The 15,634-nt window shown below is 70.9% G+C and carries 12 protein-coding genes; 4 read left to right on the top strand and 8 right to left on the bottom strand.

All coding sequences use genetic code 11. The annotated features are described in order from the left end of the window. The first annotated feature begins 266 nt into the window (after positions 1-266). Positions 267-641 carry a DUF5988 family protein gene (locus LADH09A_RS09945; protein WP_238644594.1) on the top strand — a complete coding sequence of 125 codons (375 nt, stop codon included), beginning with the start codon at positions 267-269 and terminating at the stop codon, positions 639-641. A 78-nt stretch (positions 642-719) separates the two neighbouring features. Here LADH09A_RS09945 and LADH09A_RS09940 read toward each other — a convergent pair whose 3' ends face one another. Both LADH09A_RS09940 and LADH09A_RS09935 read right to left on the bottom strand, forming a co-directional pair. After that, on the bottom strand, positions 720-1,472 hold the full coding sequence (locus tag LADH09A_RS09940; protein ID WP_179778563.1) for an ABC transporter permease: 753 nt from the start codon (positions 1,470-1,472) through the stop codon (positions 720-722). 13 nt (positions 1,473-1,485) lie between these two features. Then, positions 1,486-2,454 carry an ATP-binding cassette domain-containing protein gene (locus tag LADH09A_RS09935; protein ID WP_238644593.1) on the bottom strand — a complete coding sequence of 323 codons (969 nt, stop codon included), beginning with the start codon at positions 2,452-2,454 and terminating at the stop codon, positions 1,486-1,488. Between the two features lie 214 nt (positions 2,455-2,668). Here LADH09A_RS09935 and LADH09A_RS09930 point away from each other — a divergent pair, with 214 nt between their 5' ends. Beyond that, entirely contained in the window at positions 2,669-3,526 is an 858-nt protein-coding gene (locus LADH09A_RS09930) for a metallophosphoesterase family protein (RefSeq protein ID WP_238644592.1), read from the top strand. Positions 3,527-3,724: 198 nt separating this feature from the next. Here the strand turns inward: LADH09A_RS09930 and LADH09A_RS09925 are convergent, their stop codons facing one another. From LADH09A_RS09925 to LADH09A_RS09915, 3 genes are read right to left on the bottom strand one after another with little or no spacing between them, the layout of a single operon-like run. After that, on the bottom strand, positions 3,725-6,499 hold the full coding sequence (locus LADH09A_RS09925) for a helix-turn-helix transcriptional regulator (RefSeq protein WP_238644591.1): 2,775 nt from the start codon (positions 6,497-6,499) through the stop codon (positions 3,725-3,727). A gap of 46 nt (positions 6,500-6,545) precedes the next feature. Then, a complete protein-coding gene (locus LADH09A_RS09920; RefSeq protein ID WP_238644590.1) occupies positions 6,546-8,321 on the bottom strand; it encodes a 2-isopropylmalate synthase in 1,776 nt (591 codons plus the stop codon). Positions 8,322-8,379: 58 nt separating this feature from the next. Beyond that, positions 8,380-8,718 (bottom strand): hydroxyisourate hydrolase, encoded by a 339-nt coding sequence (locus tag LADH09A_RS09915; RefSeq protein WP_238644589.1) that lies wholly within the window; start codon positions 8,716-8,718, stop codon positions 8,380-8,382. Positions 8,719-8,990: 272 nt separating this feature from the next. Here LADH09A_RS09915 and LADH09A_RS09910 point away from each other — a divergent pair, with 272 nt between their 5' ends. Continuing rightward, on the top strand, positions 8,991-9,170 hold the full coding sequence (locus LADH09A_RS09910; RefSeq protein ID WP_238644588.1) for a hypothetical protein: 180 nt from the start codon (positions 8,991-8,993) through the stop codon (positions 9,168-9,170). A gap of 104 nt (positions 9,171-9,274) precedes the next feature. On the opposite strand, the gene LADH09A_RS09905 is transcribed toward LADH09A_RS09910, so the two are convergent. Together LADH09A_RS09905 and LADH09A_RS09900 are read right to left on the bottom strand one after the other, a co-directional pair. After that, positions 9,275-12,490 (bottom strand): AfsR/SARP family transcriptional regulator, encoded by a 3,216-nt coding sequence (locus tag LADH09A_RS09905; protein ID WP_238644587.1) that lies wholly within the window; start codon positions 12,488-12,490, stop codon positions 9,275-9,277. A 253-nt stretch (positions 12,491-12,743) separates the two neighbouring features. Beyond that, complete coding sequence (locus LADH09A_RS09900; protein WP_238644586.1) at positions 12,744-14,183, bottom strand: AMP-binding protein; 1,440 nt, start codon at positions 14,181-14,183, stop codon at positions 12,744-12,746. Between the two features lie 240 nt (positions 14,184-14,423). Between LADH09A_RS09900 and LADH09A_RS09895 the strand changes: the two genes are divergently transcribed. Next, complete coding sequence (locus LADH09A_RS09895; RefSeq protein WP_238644585.1) at positions 14,424-14,924, top strand: hypothetical protein; 501 nt, start codon at positions 14,424-14,426, stop codon at positions 14,922-14,924. A gap of 17 nt (positions 14,925-14,941) precedes the next feature. Here LADH09A_RS09895 and LADH09A_RS09890 read toward each other — a convergent pair whose 3' ends face one another. Beyond that, positions 14,942-15,556, bottom strand: a complete 615-nt coding sequence (locus LADH09A_RS09890; RefSeq protein WP_238644584.1) for a YdeI/OmpD-associated family protein — start codon at positions 15,554-15,556, stop codon at positions 14,942-14,944. Between the last annotated feature and the right edge of the window lie 78 nt (positions 15,557-15,634).

Genomic DNA, 15,634 nt, shown 5'->3' with positions numbered 1-15,634 from the left:
CTGGGCCGGAATACGGCGATCCGCAATCAGGACGCTATGGTCGCCCTGGTGGGCCAACAACCCCTGCGGGGTCGCGACGGACCCTCGCGCGCCCCGACGGGACCCCGATACTCCTCAGCCGATAGGGGTAGGTAGGGGATATCTACGGGGGTGCCCCGGGAGTCATTCTCAATACACAAAGCACGGAGCAGAACGGGACGGCAGCGAGGAAGCGCCGGTCCGGGCTCCGCCGGAAGGACCGGGTGACTCTTCGGGAGGGCAGCACAATGACCACGACACTGTTGACGCCGATCGATGCTCCGATTGACACTTTCGGCCCGCCGGCCGAGCTGAGCAGGTTCCTGGGTCAGCACTACTTCAGCCACGACGCCGCCAACCCGGCGACGAACCCGCCACTCGACTTCGAGAAGGCGGCCTTCCACTCCCGGACGGTGGTGACCGCCGAGCAGCTCACCTCCGTGGTGCAGGTCAACCTCGTCGGTGGACCCAGCGTCATCCCGCGCAGCCTGGTGGTCAGCAAGACGCTGGCGGCCAACGAGAAGCTGAAGATCTGCCACCTGGACGGGTACGAGCACTTCGAGCGTGACGCGGAGCTGGGCAATGTGTTCGTCTGGTCGATGCGTACCTCGATGGCTTTCTGACCAGCGCCGCCGGCCTCGGTGCCACGGCCCCTGCGGGGGCCATGGCGCCGAGGCCGGCGGCGTTGGGGGTGGCGCGGGTCAGGCGAGCTGGCGGCGCAGCAGCCGCAGGGACCAGGTGGTGGTGAGGGCCAGCAGGCCGATCGCGACCAGCGTGCCCACCAGCACGATCTGCTGGTCGTAGTTGCCGCTGATCAGCTCACGCTCGGCCTCGACGACATAGCTGAGCGGGTTGGCCCGGGACAGGTAGTACAGCCAGTCCGGGGCGCGGTCCATCGGCAGCAGCACACCGGACAGCAGCATCAGCGGTACGACGATGCCGCTGACCACCGGGGCCAGGGCGAACTCGTGCTTGAGCTTGAACGCCAGGCCGTAGGAGCCGAAGCCGACCGCGACCCCGATGATGGCGAGCAGGACCAACCCCGCGAGGATCGGCAGCACACCGGCCCGGAAACCGAGGATCAGCGCCAGCCCGATCATCAGGAGCGCCTGGATGAGCAGGAGCACCACGTCCTTGAGAACCCGGCCGGTGAGCAGGGCGACCCGGCTGACCGGGGTGACCTGCATCCGTTCCAGCACCCCGGAGCGGGTGTCCGGGATCAGCGCGAACCCGGCGTTGGCGGTGATGAACAGGGTGAGCTGGATGAGCATGCCGGGGACGAACCACTGCCAGGAGCTGAGGCCGTTCTCGTCGGTGGTGCCGCCCAGCAATGGGCCGAACAGGACCAGGTAGACCAGGGGCACCGCCACACCGACGATCAGCACGGCGGGGCTGCGCAGGGCGGGCCGGACCGCCCGGTCGAACGTCAGCCAGGTGTCTCGCAGGAACGACATGGGGATCCTCACTTCACAGGCCCGGGATCGCCGGGGCGGTCTCGCTGTCGCGAAGGCTGCGCCCGGTGACGGTCAGGAACACGTCGTCGAGTGTCGGCCGGCTGGTTCGCACCGAGAACACGTCGACGTTGATGCGGTCGAGTTCGCGCAGCAGGCCGGGCAGCACCCGGTCGCCACGGGCGATGCGGAACCGGACGGTCGTGCCGTCGACGGTCACCTCCGTCGCGCCGTCGAGTCGCTCGGCGGCGGCGGCGGTTTCCGGGGCCGCGGAGGTTTCCAGGGTCACCAGGTCGCCGTTGACCTGGGCCTTGAGTTCGTCGGCGGTGCCCTCGGCGACGATCCGACCGCCGTCGATGACCAGGATCCGGTCGCAGAGGCTGTCGGCCTCGTCCAGGTAGTGCGTGGTGAGGAAGACCGTCGTCTCGTAGTCGCGGCGCAGGTTGCGGATGTGGTCCCACAGGTTGCTGCGGCTCTGCGGGTCCAGGCCGGTGGACGGCTCGTCGAAGAAGACCACCGGCGGTCGGTGCAGCACACCCATCACGATGTCGATGCGCCGCTTCTGGCCGCCGGACAGGGCACCGATCATCCGGTCCTCGAGGCCGGTCAGGTCGTACTGATCCAGCATCTCGGCGACCCGGGCGCGGGCGACCGACGCGGACAGGCCCTGCAGTCGGGCGTGGGTGACCAGCTCCTCGCGGACCTTGTACTCGACCCCGGCCGAGGAGTTCTGGCCGACGTAGCCGATCAGCTTGCGGACCCCGGCGGGGTCGCTGAGCAGGTCGCAGCCGCCGATGTTGGCCTCGCCGGAGGTGGGCCGCAGCAACGTGGTCAGCATCCGCAGCGTGGTGGACTTGCCGGCGCCGTTGGGGCCGAGGAAGCCGACCATCTCGCCGGACGAGACGTCGAGGTCGATGCCGCGTACGGCCTCGACGGTGAACTTGTTGATCTGGAACGTCTTGGTCAGACCGCGCGCCTTGATCATCGGTGGTCTCCTCTCGACAGGGATCCCACCGTCGGCGGAAATCCTCGAAAACGGCGCTGGTACCGGCATTCGTCTATCGCAACCAGCATCGGGAGAGGCCCGTGCGCGGACAACCCTTAGCGGGCCCCCTAGCTCCCGTAGAGCAGCTCAGAGGGCCCGTGATCCGGTCCGCGAGCGTTCCGGCCGGCACCGGTCCGGGCCTACGATCGTCGTCGTGAGCGTTCCCGGTACGGTCCCGCACGGCAGGTTGTTGGCGATCAGCGATCTGCACGTCGGCTATGCCCGCAACCGGGAGACGGTGCTCGGGCTGCGCCCCGGGCACGCCGACGACTGGCTGATCGTCGCCGGCGACGTCGGTGAGAAGATGGCCGACGTCCGGTGGGCGCTGACCCTGCTGGCCGAGCGCTTCGCCACGGTGATCTGGGTGCCGGGCAACCACGAGCTGTGGACGCCCGCCGACGACCCGGTCCAGCTGCGCGGCGAGGAGCGCTACCGCGAACTCGTACGGATGTGTCGTGAGCTGGGTGTCGTGACGCCCGAGGACGACTTCCCGGTGTGGCGCGGGGCCGGCGGCCCGGTTGTCGTGGTGCCGTTGTTCGTGCTCTACGACTACACGTTCCGCCCGCCGGGGACCACGAAGGAGCAGGCGCGTCACTGGGCCGAGTCGGCCGGGATCGTCTGCACCGACGAGTTCCTGCTGCACGCGGACCCGTACCAGGGGGCCGACGACTGGTGTCGGGCCCGGCTGCGGGAGTCCGAGCGGCGCCTCGCCGCGTGCGATCCGGCACTGCCGACCGTGCTGGTCAACCACTTCCCGCTGACCCGGGAGCCGACCTGGGTGCTGCGCTATCCGCAGTTCGCCCAGTGGTGCGGCACGACCGGCACCGCGAGGTGGCACCTGGAGCACCGGGCGGCCGTGGTGGTCTACGGTCACCTGCACATCCCGAGGACGACCCTGGAGGACGGGGTCCGCTTCGAGGAGGTCTCGCTCGGCTACCCCCGCGAGCAGGACCTGTACGGCCGGCACGGTGACCCGCTGCGCGTCATCCTTCCCGCCGGCGAGCCGACCTGACCGCAGCGGTCCGCCCCGTCGCGTGGCCGCCGGGTCGAAGCCCGCCCCGCCCGCAGCGGCCCGCCCGTCGCGTGGCCGCCTCCGAAGCCCGCCGTGCGGCGCAGCCCGGGCCCGGTAGCCGTGCGCACCCCCTGAGACGCCCCCGCGTACACCGCGGCCCCGCCACGCGCTGACGCGGGCGGGGCCTGGTGCGCGGGGTCAGACGGTCGCGGACAGGTCGAGTTCGAGGTGGGCCGGCAGGTCGGTACGCCCCACCACGCCGAGCTTGCGGTAGATGCGCGTCAGGTGCTGCTCCACCGTGCTCACCGTGATGTAGAGCTTGTCGGAGATCTCCCGGTTGGTGTAGCCGATGGCGGCCAGGGCCGCGACCCGGCGCTCGGCGTCGCTGAGCATCGCGGCGCTGCCGGTCACGCTCGGCTGTGCCGCCGCGGTCTCCTTGTCGTCCCAACCGATGTCGCGCGAGAGCCGACGGAGCAGGGGCTGCGCGTCGCACTCCTCCGCCAGTGCCCGCGCCCGCCGACCGATCATTCCCGCCCGCCGCGACTCACCGAGCGCGTGGTACGCCTCGGTCAGGTCGACCAGAACGCGGGAGTGCTCGTACCGGTCGGCGCCGGACTGCAACAGGTCGGCCGCCTGCCGCAGCAGCATCGGCCGGTGCCGCAGCTGGCTGGTCGCGGCCAGCAGGCGCAGCGCGGAGCCGTGCACACGCGGCATGTCCTTGCCGCACCGGCCCAGCTGATCCTCGATGAGCCGGCGGGCCTGGTCCGGGCGTCCCATCCGCAGCAGCGCCTCGGCGGCGTCGGTGCGCCACGCCACCAGACCGGGAGCGTCCAGCTCCCAGGTCGTCATCAGCTCACCGCACTTCTGGAAGTCGCGAAGCGCCAGCGGCAGGTGGCCGGTGGCCATGCTGTAACGACCGCGGGCGTGCAGGTAGTGCAGCCCGTACCGGGTCTGGAACATGGTCTCCGGAACCGGCTGGTCCAGCCACTCGGCGACCTCCTCGAAGCGACCCATCGCGGTGCAGGCCGTCACCAGGCTGGCCAGCGGCGCACCGACGGCCACCCCCCAGCTGCTCGGCGGCATGATCTCCAGGGCCAGGCGGGCGTGCCGGGCCGCGCCGGGCAGGTCACCGAGGCGCAGTGCGACCTCGGCCCGGATCGCGGAGAGTCGGGCCTGCCGGCTGGGTGCGCGCCGGGTGTGCGCCTCCTCGATGAACAGGTCGCACCACGGCGCCGCCTGCTCGGCGTGCCCGCCGTAGGTGAGGGTGAGCAGGGCGCTCTCCACGGTGTCCAGGCTCATCTCGTCGAGCCGGGAGCTGCGCAGGATGCGCTCGACGACCCCGGCAACGCCCTCCGACGGGGTGTCGCTGAGCACGGTGGACAGCGCGTTGGCGGCTTCCAGGCGACGGCTCGCCGAGACCGTGGAGACGGTCACCGGTGCCGGCCGGAAGTGCTGGGCCAGCGGCGCGTACGAGCAGCGCAGCCAGGGCCGGGTCATGGCCAGTTCACCGGCGGCGGCCGGGTCGAGGTCCACTCCGATGGCGGCGAGGTGTTCCAGGATCACCTCCGCCTCGGCGAGCTGCCCGTGCCACAGCAGCGCCTTGGCCAGGATCACCGCGTCACTGCCCTGGAGGAAGCCCTTGTCCAGGGCCCCGGCGAGTTCGGGCAGGTAGCTGCTGGAGGAGCTGGGGTTGACGCGCCACTCCGCCCGTACCAGAGTGGTCATGATCTTGATTTTCTGCCGCTCGTCGGTGCAGGCCCGCCAGGCCAGCTTGAGGTAGCTGACGGCCGACTCCACCTGCCCCTCGCGCAGGGCCTGCCGGGCGGCGTCCTCCAGCGCCGCCACTCCCCACGCCTCGCTGGCCTCCTTGGCGCACAGCAGGTGTTCGGCCACGACCCGCGCCGACGCGCCGCCGTCGTAGGCGAGCACCGCCGCGCGCCGGTGCAGCTCCGCCCGCTCGTCCTGGTCGAAGCCGGCGAGCACGGCGGCGGCGGCCACCGGGTGCCGGAACCCGCCGAGGGTGAAGATGCCGGCCGTGGTCAGCGCCCGCATGGCCTGGGCGACCACGCCGGCGTCGGTGCGCAGGAGCCGGTCGAGCGCCTCGGTGTCGGCGAGCACGGCGACGCCGCGGGCGACCTCGAGAAGCTGCGGCTCGCCGCGGCGCAGGCAGGACACGACGGCCTGGGCGTACCGCTCCCCCACCACCACCTCGTCCGGCGCGGCGCCGGTCTCCTCGGTGGCGGTCTGGTAATCCTCCAGCAGGCCGCTGACCAGCAACGGGTTGCCGCCGGTGAGCTGGTACCACTGGCCGGCCAGCCGTTCGGCGACCTCCGTGCCGACCGTCTCGGCGGCGAACTGCTGGACACCGAGGCCGGTGAGCGGGGTCAACTTGACCCGGCTGCCGTGCCCCGGGCGCAGCAGTTCCGCCTGCCAGGACGGCTCCGCGCTGCGCCCGAACTCGGTCTGGGTGAAGGCGACCAGGACCGGCGCGAACCGGGCGCGCCGGGCCAGGTAGGCCAGGCAGACCACCGAGGCGCGGTCGGCCTGGTGCACGTCGTCGACGAGCAGTGCCAACGGGTAACGCTCGGCCAGTTCCAACAGGATGGTGCAGAGCCCGTGCACGATCTGCACGTCGATGTGCTCGTTGTCGTCCCGGTTGTCGGCGGCCAGGGCCGCGACGGTGCCCTCGTGCAGCAGGCTCATCGCCCGCTCGCGCTCACGGTCCTGCAGGGGCGCGTCGTGGAAGAGCTGACTGAGCAGTGCCAGGGGCAGGTTGCGCTCGGCGTGGGCGCCGCTCGCGGTGACCGCCAGGGCGCCGAAGTCGACCGCCCGGTCGGCCAGGGTGTGCAGTAGTTCGCTCTTGCCGGTGCCGACGGTGCCGGTGATCATCGCCACCCGTCCACGGCCCGCGACCGCCTCGGTGAGCAGACCCTCGAGGCCGGCCACCGCCTTGTCTCTTTCAACGAGTCCCATGTGGATCTCCCCCAGGTCAGGTGTGGTGAACGGCCTTGAGCGGTGTTCAGCCGGCCAGGTTGAGGCCGACGGTGCCGGCCAGGACCGGGCGCAGCCGGGGCGGCGCGGGATGCATCGCCGGGGCGTCGAGATCCCCGACCGTTTCCAGGGCGTTGCCGGAGCGGAGGGCGCGGCTGAGCGCGGCGCGGACGGCGGCGAAGGCCGCGGTGTCCGGCTCGGCGTCGATGCCGACCCCCCAGACGGTACGGGTGCCGAGGCGACACTCGGCGTAGACGACCACGTCGTCGCGCTCGCACACCGCGCCGACCCCGGTACGGTGCACGGCGCGCACGTCGATCCCCCAGGACAGCATCGTGGTGCGGATCTGCTCGACCGCGTCGGCCCGCGCGGCGCCGATGGTGAACCCGCCGCCGCCGACGTGCAGTTCGGTGGCGACCATGTCGCGGAAGCGCAACGGCACCGACAGCGGGCGTTGCACGACGTACTCCTGGAGGAACAGCTCCCCGATGCGGGCCGGTGAGATCTCCACGCCGGTGGCGTCGGCCTGCGCCTGGACCACACCGGCGAACTCCAGCTGGAGGTCGCGCGGCAGGCGCAGGCCGTGCTGGCTGGCCAGGACGTAGGCGATGCCGCCCTTGCCGGACTGGCTGTTGATCCGCACCACGGTCTCGTAGGTGCGGCCGACGTCCTCCGGGTCCAGCGGCAGGTACGGCACCTCCCAGGGCAGGTCGTCGACGGACGCGCCGATCGCCATCGCGGCCCGGGCACGCTCGTCGAAGCCCTTCTTGATGGCGTCCTGGTGCGAGCCGGAGAACGCGGTGTAGGCCAGGTCCCCGCCGTACGGGTGGCGCGGGTGCACCGGCAGCTCGTTGCAGTACTCGACGGTGCGCCGGACCCGGTTGATGTCGGAGAAGTCGATGCCCGGGTCGATGCCCTGGGTGTAGAGGTTGAGCCCGAGCGTGACCAGGCAGACGTTGCCGGCCCGCTCACCGTTGCCGAACAGGCAGCCCTCGATCCGCTGCGCGCCGGCGAGGGTCGCCAGCTCCGCGGAGGCGACGCCGGTGCCCCGGTCGTTGTGCGGGTGCACCGAGAGGCACACGTGCTCGCGGCGGGACAGGTTGCGGTCCAGCCACTCGATCTGGTCGGCGAAGATGTTCGGCATGGTCCGCTCGACCGTGGTCGGGAAGTTCAGGATGATCGGTCGGTCCGGCTCCGGTTGCCACACGTCCATGACCGCCTCGCAGACCTCGAGCGAGAACTCCAGCTCGGTGTCGTTGAACAGCTCGGGCGAGTACTGGTAGCGCAGGTCGGTGCCGGCGAGGGTGCGTTCCGCGTACTTCATCATCAGCCGTGTGCCCTGGACCGCGAGGTCCAGGCACTCGGCCCGGGTCATGCCGAAGACGACCCGGCGGAACAGCGGCGAGGTGGCGTTGTAGATGTGGATGCGGGCGCGGGCAGCCCCGGCCAGGCTCTCCACCGTGCGGCGGATCAGCTCGTCGCGGGCCTGCGTCAGCACCGTGATGCAGACGTCGTCGGGGATCAGGTCGTCCTCGATGAGCAGCCGGACGAAGTCGTGGTCGTCCTGGCTCGCTACCGGGAACCCGACCTCGATCTCCTTGTAGCCCATCTCCACGAGCAACCGGAACATGGCCAGTTTCCTGGCCGGGCTCATGGGGTTGGCCAGCGACTGGTTGCCGTCGCGCAGGTCGGTCGAGAGCCACCGGGGCGCGGTGGTGACCGTACGGCTCGGCCACCTTCGATCCGGCAGGTTCACCGGAGCGGCGGGCAGGTAGCGGCCGGCAGATCGTCGACTCGGGTTCACGATGGGTTCCTTTCCTCGCTGTGAGGAGCCGGGACTTGCGGCCCGGGCGCCACCTGACTCATCCGCGGGTGCCGAAGTACATCGAGTACGAGTAGGGAGTGAGGAGCACCTGGACCTGGCAGGTGTCGGACTCGTCCTGGACGCGGAAGGTGACCGCGATCTCCGGGTAGGCGGCGCTGACGCCGAGGCCGGAGAAGTAGTGGTCGCTGTCGAAGACGATCCGGTAGGGGCCCCTCTCCAGAAGCTCTGCCGCCCAGTCGTCGATGTGACCGTCGGGGTCGGACTCCGCGTCGGCGACCGGCTTCCAGCCGCCGTCATAGGCGCGTTCCAGTCGCGCCCGGATGCCCGCCGCGGGGCGGCCGAACACACCGTCCAAAGCTTGCGCCGAAACACTCATGTCGTTGTCACCTGCCAGTCAGTCCCGTCGCTCGGGCCCGCAGTGCGAGCGGGCGACGGTTGGTTGCCGGATTCCCGGCCTTGGGCAGAACTGTGCGCCGGCCGGCTATCGGATGGCCTTCGCCGTTCTATCGCCGGCTATCCGCCGCTATCCGATAGCGGTGATAGGGGTTGGCAGGTGAACAGATAACGCGGTGATGGGGCGTGTTCCTACGTTGGTGACATCGCCGAACACGGCGGAGCGAAAAGCCCCTTCACCTGGAGGAACATCCCATGCGCAACAACGTCTCGATCACCGTCAAGGCCCGTGTCGCCATCGCCGTCGCCGCCGCCGCCATCGCGGTCGGATTGTTCGGAGCGACCGCCGCACACGCCGACGGCGCCGGCGCCCCGGCCCCGGCGGCCACCCCCACCCCGAGCACGACCGCTTCCCCCAGCCAGCCCTGGGGCTGATGGTCACCGCGTGGGGTTCCGGCGGGCCATCTGATCAACGGCCACCGGGCGCACGTCCCGGGAGCCCGGTACGGCTGACGAGCCGGCCGGTAGCACCCCGAGTTTCAGCCCTGACGAAGACTCTGCACCACCGAGGAACCGCTGCCCGTGCGATCCGGCCGTTGCAGCCGAGGTTGACGCACCAGCGGAACCACGTTGTCTCGCACCGGTTCGGCCGCCACAGACGCCGGGTGGTCCCGGCCGCCGGCCGCCACGTACGCTTCGGTCAGCTTGGTCAGCACCCGCTGCTCGAACTTCGGCGCGCGGATGCCCCGGAACAGTCCCAGTGCCCGGTGCAGGTGCACCACCGCCTGCGTCGCGTAGCCGCGTTCGAGCGCGAGCTCACCGAGAGCCAGCGACACCCGCGCCTCGATGAGTCGTTCGCCGGCCGTACTCGCCAGGCTCAGCGCGCTGTGCAGCGCGGTTTCCGCGGCGACCAGATCACCGGCCGTCATGTGCGCCACGCCCATCCCGTGCAGCGCGTACGCCTCACCGACCGGGTCACCGATGTCCTGCACCACTGCCAGCGCCTCGGCGAAGGCGCTCGCCGCCGCCAGCGGATCCCCGGTGTTCAGGTAGGTGTCACCCATCCGGTGCAGCACCTGCGCCTCCACCCGGCGGCTGCGGGCGCTGCGGCTCAACGCCAGCGCCTCCGGCAGGATGCTCAGCGCCTCGTGCGGATTGCCGCTCTCCGTGTGCACCTGCGCCAGACTGTGCAGGACGTAGGCGGCCGCGCCCAGGTCACCGCTGCGCCGGAAGCTCGCCAGCGCGTGCTCGTAGCGGGTGGTGGCGGCCGGCAGGTCGCCCCGGATCCGGTCGGCGAACGCGATGTTGCGGGTGACCAGCGCCAGCCCCTGCTCGTCGCCGAGGCCGCGGAAGATGGTCCCGGCGGCTTCCAGGTCGCGGCGCGCCTCGTCGAACCGCTGCTCGGCGAGGCACAGTGAGCCGTTGGAGTAGAGCATCGCGGCCTGTCCACGGCTGTCACCCACTGCCAGGCTGGCGGCGAGCGCGATGCGGTGGGTCTCCCGCCAGTCGTTGAGGTAGATGCGCGGCTCGAAGAGGGTCACCGCGGTGTGGGCGAGCGTCCAGCACAGATCGGTGAAACCGGCCTGCGCGGCCTGACGCACACCGGCGACCAGCGAGTGCCGCTCCCGTTCGAACCAGCTCAGGGGGCGGGTGACCAGCTGCTCGGTCAGTCGGTCCGGCAGCGGCCAGCGCGGGGCGTCGCTGCTGAGGATGAAGTAGGCGCCGCCGTGCAGACCGCAGTGGGCGGCCTCGGCGAGGAACAGCAGCGCGCCGAGCACCCGGCCCAGGGCGGCGTTGCGGTCGGCGACGGTCTCCTCGGCGGCGAGGCGTTCGCGGGCGAAGACCCGGATCAGGTCGTGGAACCGGTACTGCGGGACCTGCCCCGGCCCCATGCTGGTGCTCTCCACCAGTTGCGCCTCGGCGAGGTCGTCCAGCAGGTCCTGGGCGTCCATCACCGGCTCGTCCAGCAGTGCGGCGCTGACCCACCCGGAGAACGACGGGACGTCGAGGACAGCGAGTCGACGGAAGAGCCGACGGGCCTCCTCGGTGAGGCTGTCGTAGGTGAGCGAGATGCTGGCCCGGATTCCCATCCCGCTGTGTTTCAGCTCGTCCAGCCGCCGCGCCTCGTTGTCGAGCCGCTCGACCAGGTGCTCCACGGTCCAGTGCTGCCGGGCGGACAGCCGGGCGCCCGCGATCCGCAGCGCCAGCGGCAGGTTCCCGCACAGGTAGGCCAGTTGCGCGGCCGCCTCGGGCTCCTGCTCGATTCGTTCCCGCCCGGCGACGTGCGCCAGGAGCTCCAGCGAGTGTTCCTCGTCGAAGACGTCGACGTCGAGGTGGATCGCGCCCGGCAGCCCGGCCAGACGGCTGCGGCTGGTGACCAGCACGGCCGAATGGGGGGTGCCGGGCAGCAACGGCAGCACCTGGCTCTCACCGGCCACGTTGTCCAGCACGATCAGCATCCGGCGGTCGGAGAGCAGGTCACGGTAGAGTTCGGCGCGCTCCTCCAGCACCTCCGGCATGGCGGTCCCGGGGACGCCGAGGGTCCGCAGGAAGCGTTCCAGCACCTGCATCGGGCCGACCCGCTGCGGGCTGCGGCCGTGCATGTCGGCGAACAACTGCCCATCCGGATACCGTGCTGCGGCCCGGTGTGCCACGTGCACGGCGAGGGTGGTCTTGCCGATGCCCGGTTTACCGGCTGCCACCACGATCGGCACCGCGAACTGCGTCGGGCTCTCGGCCGCCATCAACAGCTGCTGCTCGATCACGTCGATCTGCTTGGACCGGCCGGTGAAGTCGGCGATGTCCGTGGGGAGCAGGCAGGGCACGGTGACCGGGACGACCGGTTCGGTGTGGGCGACGATCACCGGCGGAGTGATCGCGCCGAGAGGTAGATCGTCCACCGGTGCGACGACCAGCGCCGGCGGGACCGGCACGGGCAGCAGCGGCGCTGGCGAGACCGGCGCTGGCAGGACCGCCGATGGCGGGGCCGGCGCGGGTGAGACCGGTGCGGCGAGTTCCTCGTCCGAGGTGAGGATGGCGTGTTCCAGTTGCTGGAGCCACTGGTTCGGTTCGAGGCCCAGCTCGTCGATCATGGTGCGGCGGGCCTGCCGGTAGACATCGAGAGCCTCGGCCTGACGGCCGGACCGGTACAGGGCGAGCATCAGCTGGCCGCGCAGCCGTTCGCGCAGCGGGTGCTGTTCGACCAGGTCGGAGAGTTCGGGGATGAGATCACGGTGCCGGCCGAGTTCGAGTTCGAGTTCGACGCAGTCCTCGTGGAGGTTGATCCGTCGTTCGTCCAGGCGGTTGGCTGCGGACTGGACCAGCCGGCTTTCCAGGCCGTAGAGGGCGCGGCCACGCCACAGGGCGAGGGCGGCGCGACTGTGCCGCACCGCCTCGTCGAGGTTCTGCCCGGCACGGGCCCGGCGACCGCCCTCGACGAGAGCGACGAACCGGTGGAGATCCAGGTCCCCGTCGGCGACCCGGAGCAGATAGCCCTGGGACCGGGTGACGATGGTGTCCGGGTGGTCGTGGGTGTTGAACAGGCGCCGTAGTGCCGAGACGCAGATCTGCACCTGGGCCCGGGAGGTGCTGGGTAGGTCGTCGCCGTAGATGGCCTCCATCAGACGCCCGACCGGGACGACCCGGTTGGCCTCCAGTGCGAGGCTGGCGAACACGATCTGCTGACGGTGCCCGCCCAGGTCCAATCGACTGTCGTCGATCAGAACCTCAAGCGGCCCCAGAACCCGTACCTCCACGAGCACCTCCCCCGCGGTGACGCGACGTCGGTGTCGCTCGGCGCCTTACTTTCGGTCGGCTGGCGATCCAGCCGTCCCACCGTAGCCAGACCGGTCTGAAGATAGGGACATCGAAATACACGACTCACCCCCCGTGTTCGACTAGAGACTACGAGCAGTCACCACGGGTCGAAAATATGAGAGCCGGTTAGCTGACCGAAGGTCCCAGCCAAACTCGACCTTTCGGCCAGGCAGGTCATCGAAATGCCACGTGTCAGTTACCGCCCGGCAACGTCCCCGATTCCATCAGCGACAGTAAAGTTGTCTTTTGCACCTTGCCGAGGGCGTTACGCGGCAACGATTCCACCAGGTGGACACGACGCGGTCGTTTGTGCCGGGCCAGCCGCTTCTCCACATAGGTCACCAGCGTACGGGCGGCCAGCGACTGCTCGCCGACGATGAACGCCACCACCTCCTGGCCCAGGTCGTCGTGCGGGGCGCCGACCACTGCCACCTCGCGTACCTCGGGATGGGTGAGCAGGCAGTCCTCGATCTCACCGGCACCGATCCGATACCCGCCGCTCTTGATGATGTCGGCGCTGGCCCGTCCGACGATGCGGAACTCTCCCGCCTCGCTGACCGTCGCCACGTCACCCGTGCGGAACCAGCCGTCGGCGGTGAACGTCTCGGCGGTCTTCTCGGGCAGGTGGAGGTAGCCGTCGAACAGCGTCTTCCCACGGATCTGCAGCGCCCCGAAGGTCTGCCCGTCGGCCGGCACCGGCGCACCCGTGTCGTCCACGAGCCGGGCCTGCACCCCGCGCACCGGACGACCAACCGACCCGACTCGCCGGGGCCCGTCGGCACGCGTACTGAGCGTTATCAGGGTTTCGGTCATGCCGTACCGCTCGACGGGCCGGTGCCCGGTCAGCCCCTCCAGCTCGGCGAAGACCGGCGCGGGCAGCGGCGCGCTGCCGGAGACCAGCAGCCGGGCCGCGGACAGCGCGCGGGCGGCCGTCGGCTCGGCACAGATCCGGCTCCACACCGTCGGCACCCCGAAGTAAATCGACCCGCGCGCGGCCGCGTAGCGGGCCGGTGTGGGCCGTCGCGTGTGCACCAACGGTGAGCCGACGCGCAGCGGCCCCAACAGACCAAGGATGAGACCGTGTACGTGGTAGAGCGGCAGCCCCTGCACGAGGACGTCCTCGTCGGTCCAGTCCCAGGCGTGCGCGACCGCGTCGATACCGGCCCGGATCGCGGCGTGACTCAACAGCACGCCCTTCGGCGGGCCGGTGGTGCCACTGGTATAGAGGATCAGGCCGGTCGTGGACGGGGCAGGGCCGTTCGTCGGCACCTCGCCGCGCCGACCGGGGTCGACCGGCACCACCGGTATCGGACAGTCCGCCAGCACCGGCGCGTCCGGTTCACCGGCCAACAGCAGCTCGGCCCCCGAGTCGCTGAGCACGTGGGCGAGTTCGGCCGCGCCGGTGTCCGGCGGCACCGGAACCACCGGCACCCCGGACAGCAGCCCACCGACGATGGCGGCGACCGTCCCCACGCTCGGGGTGGCGAGCACCGCCACCGCTCCGGCTCCGGCGATGTCGGCGGCCACCGCACCCGCAGCGGCTCGCAACGCCTCCCGCGAGATGACGTCGCCGTCGACGCGCACAGCGTCACCACGGTCGGGCAGATCTCCGGACAACGACGGCAACAGCATGGCCAGCCCCCTCGCGGCCGCACGAACGCAACCGAAGCTGAATCTACGGACCCGCCCGGCGTCGGCCCACCCCTAACCGCGCCGTCCCGTCGCCGGTGTGCCCTGCGGCGCAACCGTCGGCCTCACCAGTCGGTCGCAGTAGGCGTTGGCCGCCGTGAACGAGTCGGCGGTTGACCCGACTTCCTACTGTGTTCCACATAGACGGGCATCCACGCCATGCGGATACGGGAGGAAAGCACCGTGGACGAACCCTCGACAATTACCCCCGCCCCCGACCCGATCGCCGGAATCGTGGCGATCGCGGTGGACGACACCTTCGCCCACGTCTATCCGGACGTCGAGCAGATGATCAAGGACGGGTTCGGTGATGCCGACTCACGGCGCGGGGCGCTGGAATTCTTCAGCGCGGCCGGCGACCGCTTGGCGCCGGTGTTCGGGCCGACCTGGCAACTGGTCGACCTTCGGGCCGGCGGCGTCGAACGCGACCCCGACCGGCTGCGCCGGCGTCTCACCGCCGTGGTGGACCACGTCGCGGCGTACCTCCGGGAGCACCCCGACGACGTGGAGGCGACCGGACTGACCCTCGACGAGGCGATCGCCCAGCTGCCCCGACCGGCCGAGCAGGACCTCGCCGACGTCCTGGCCCTGTTTCCGCACCGCATCGATGACAGGACCATCCGGCCGTTCAGCCGAGGAAGCTACTTCCACAACGCTCTGCACGCTGCCGGCTGGACACACTGAGCACCACCGCCGCGGCGCTATGCCGATGGCGACGGGTCCGCGGGCCTGGCCCTCTGCGGGTAGATCGTCTCCTGGCGGGCCAGCATCGCGACAGACTCACGGATCTTCCGCTCGCGCGTCTCAGCCCGCTTGACGCCGTTGACCCGATGGATGAGAGCGAACCGGTTGGCCTTGGTGAGAACGTCCAGCATGGCCTGGGCAGCGGGGTCGGCGGCGATCGCGGCGAGGAGGTCGGCCGGTACCTCGGCCTCCGAGGGTGGGGCGTAGGCGGCCGCCCACCGCCCGTCCGCCTTGGCGGCCTCCACCGCGACACGGCCCGAGGGCAGCATCCGTCCCAGCGCCTCCAGCCGGGCCACGTTGGCGACGTTGCGCTGTGACCACGAACTGCGGGGCCGGCGCGGGGTGAACCGGATCCAGGAGCTCTCCTGGTCCCGCTTACGGGCCTGCCCGTCGATCCAGCCGAAGCACAGCGCCTCGTCAACCGCCTGCTGCCAGGTCAGCGTGGTGACCGTACCGCCCTTCCTGGTCAGTGCGAGCCAGACCCCCACCGACGTGGCGTGGTTGGTCGACAACCACGCACGCAACGCGTCACCGTCCGCGACGATCAACTCATCCAGCTCGGCTCCCACCACGAGAGCAGGCTAGCCCGCCGCCGACCCGCGCGGCCCGCGGCGGGCCCTTCGGTCCGCGTACGGCCTGGCGTCGGGAAC

It is taken from the genome of Micromonospora cabrerizensis, assembly GCF_022230955.1.
Taxonomy (GTDB): Bacteria; Actinomycetota; Actinomycetes; order Mycobacteriales; family Micromonosporaceae; genus Micromonospora; species Micromonospora cabrerizensis.
The sequence above is the reverse complement of the archived record's forward strand: the minus strand, read 5'-3'. Positions and strand labels throughout refer to the sequence as shown.

What these genes read in the sequence shown, in the direction of transcription:
- LADH09A_RS09945 (WP_238644594.1), top strand. Translation starts at nt 267, where the DNA reads ATGACCACGACACTGTTGACGCCGATCGATGCTCCGATTGACACTTTC.
- LADH09A_RS09915 (WP_238644589.1), bottom strand. Translation starts at nt 8,718, where the DNA reads ATGAGTGTTTCGGCGCAAGCTTTGGACGGTGTGTTCGGCCGCCCCGCG.
- LADH09A_RS09900 (WP_238644586.1), bottom strand. Translation starts at nt 14,183, where the DNA reads ATGCTGTTGCCGTCGTTGTCCGGAGATCTGCCCGACCGTGGTGACGCT.
- LADH09A_RS09940 (WP_179778563.1), bottom strand. Translation starts at nt 1,472, where the DNA reads ATGTCGTTCCTGCGAGACACCTGGCTGACGTTCGACCGGGCGGTCCGG.
- LADH09A_RS09910 (WP_238644588.1), top strand. Translation starts at nt 8,991, where the DNA reads ATGCGCAACAACGTCTCGATCACCGTCAAGGCCCGTGTCGCCATCGCC.
- LADH09A_RS09935 (WP_238644593.1), bottom strand. Translation starts at nt 2,454, where the DNA reads ATGATCAAGGCGCGCGGTCTGACCAAGACGTTCCAGATCAACAAGTTC.
- LADH09A_RS09925 (WP_238644591.1), bottom strand. Translation starts at nt 6,499, where the DNA reads ATGGGACTCGTTGAAAGAGACAAGGCGGTGGCCGGCCTCGAGGGTCTG.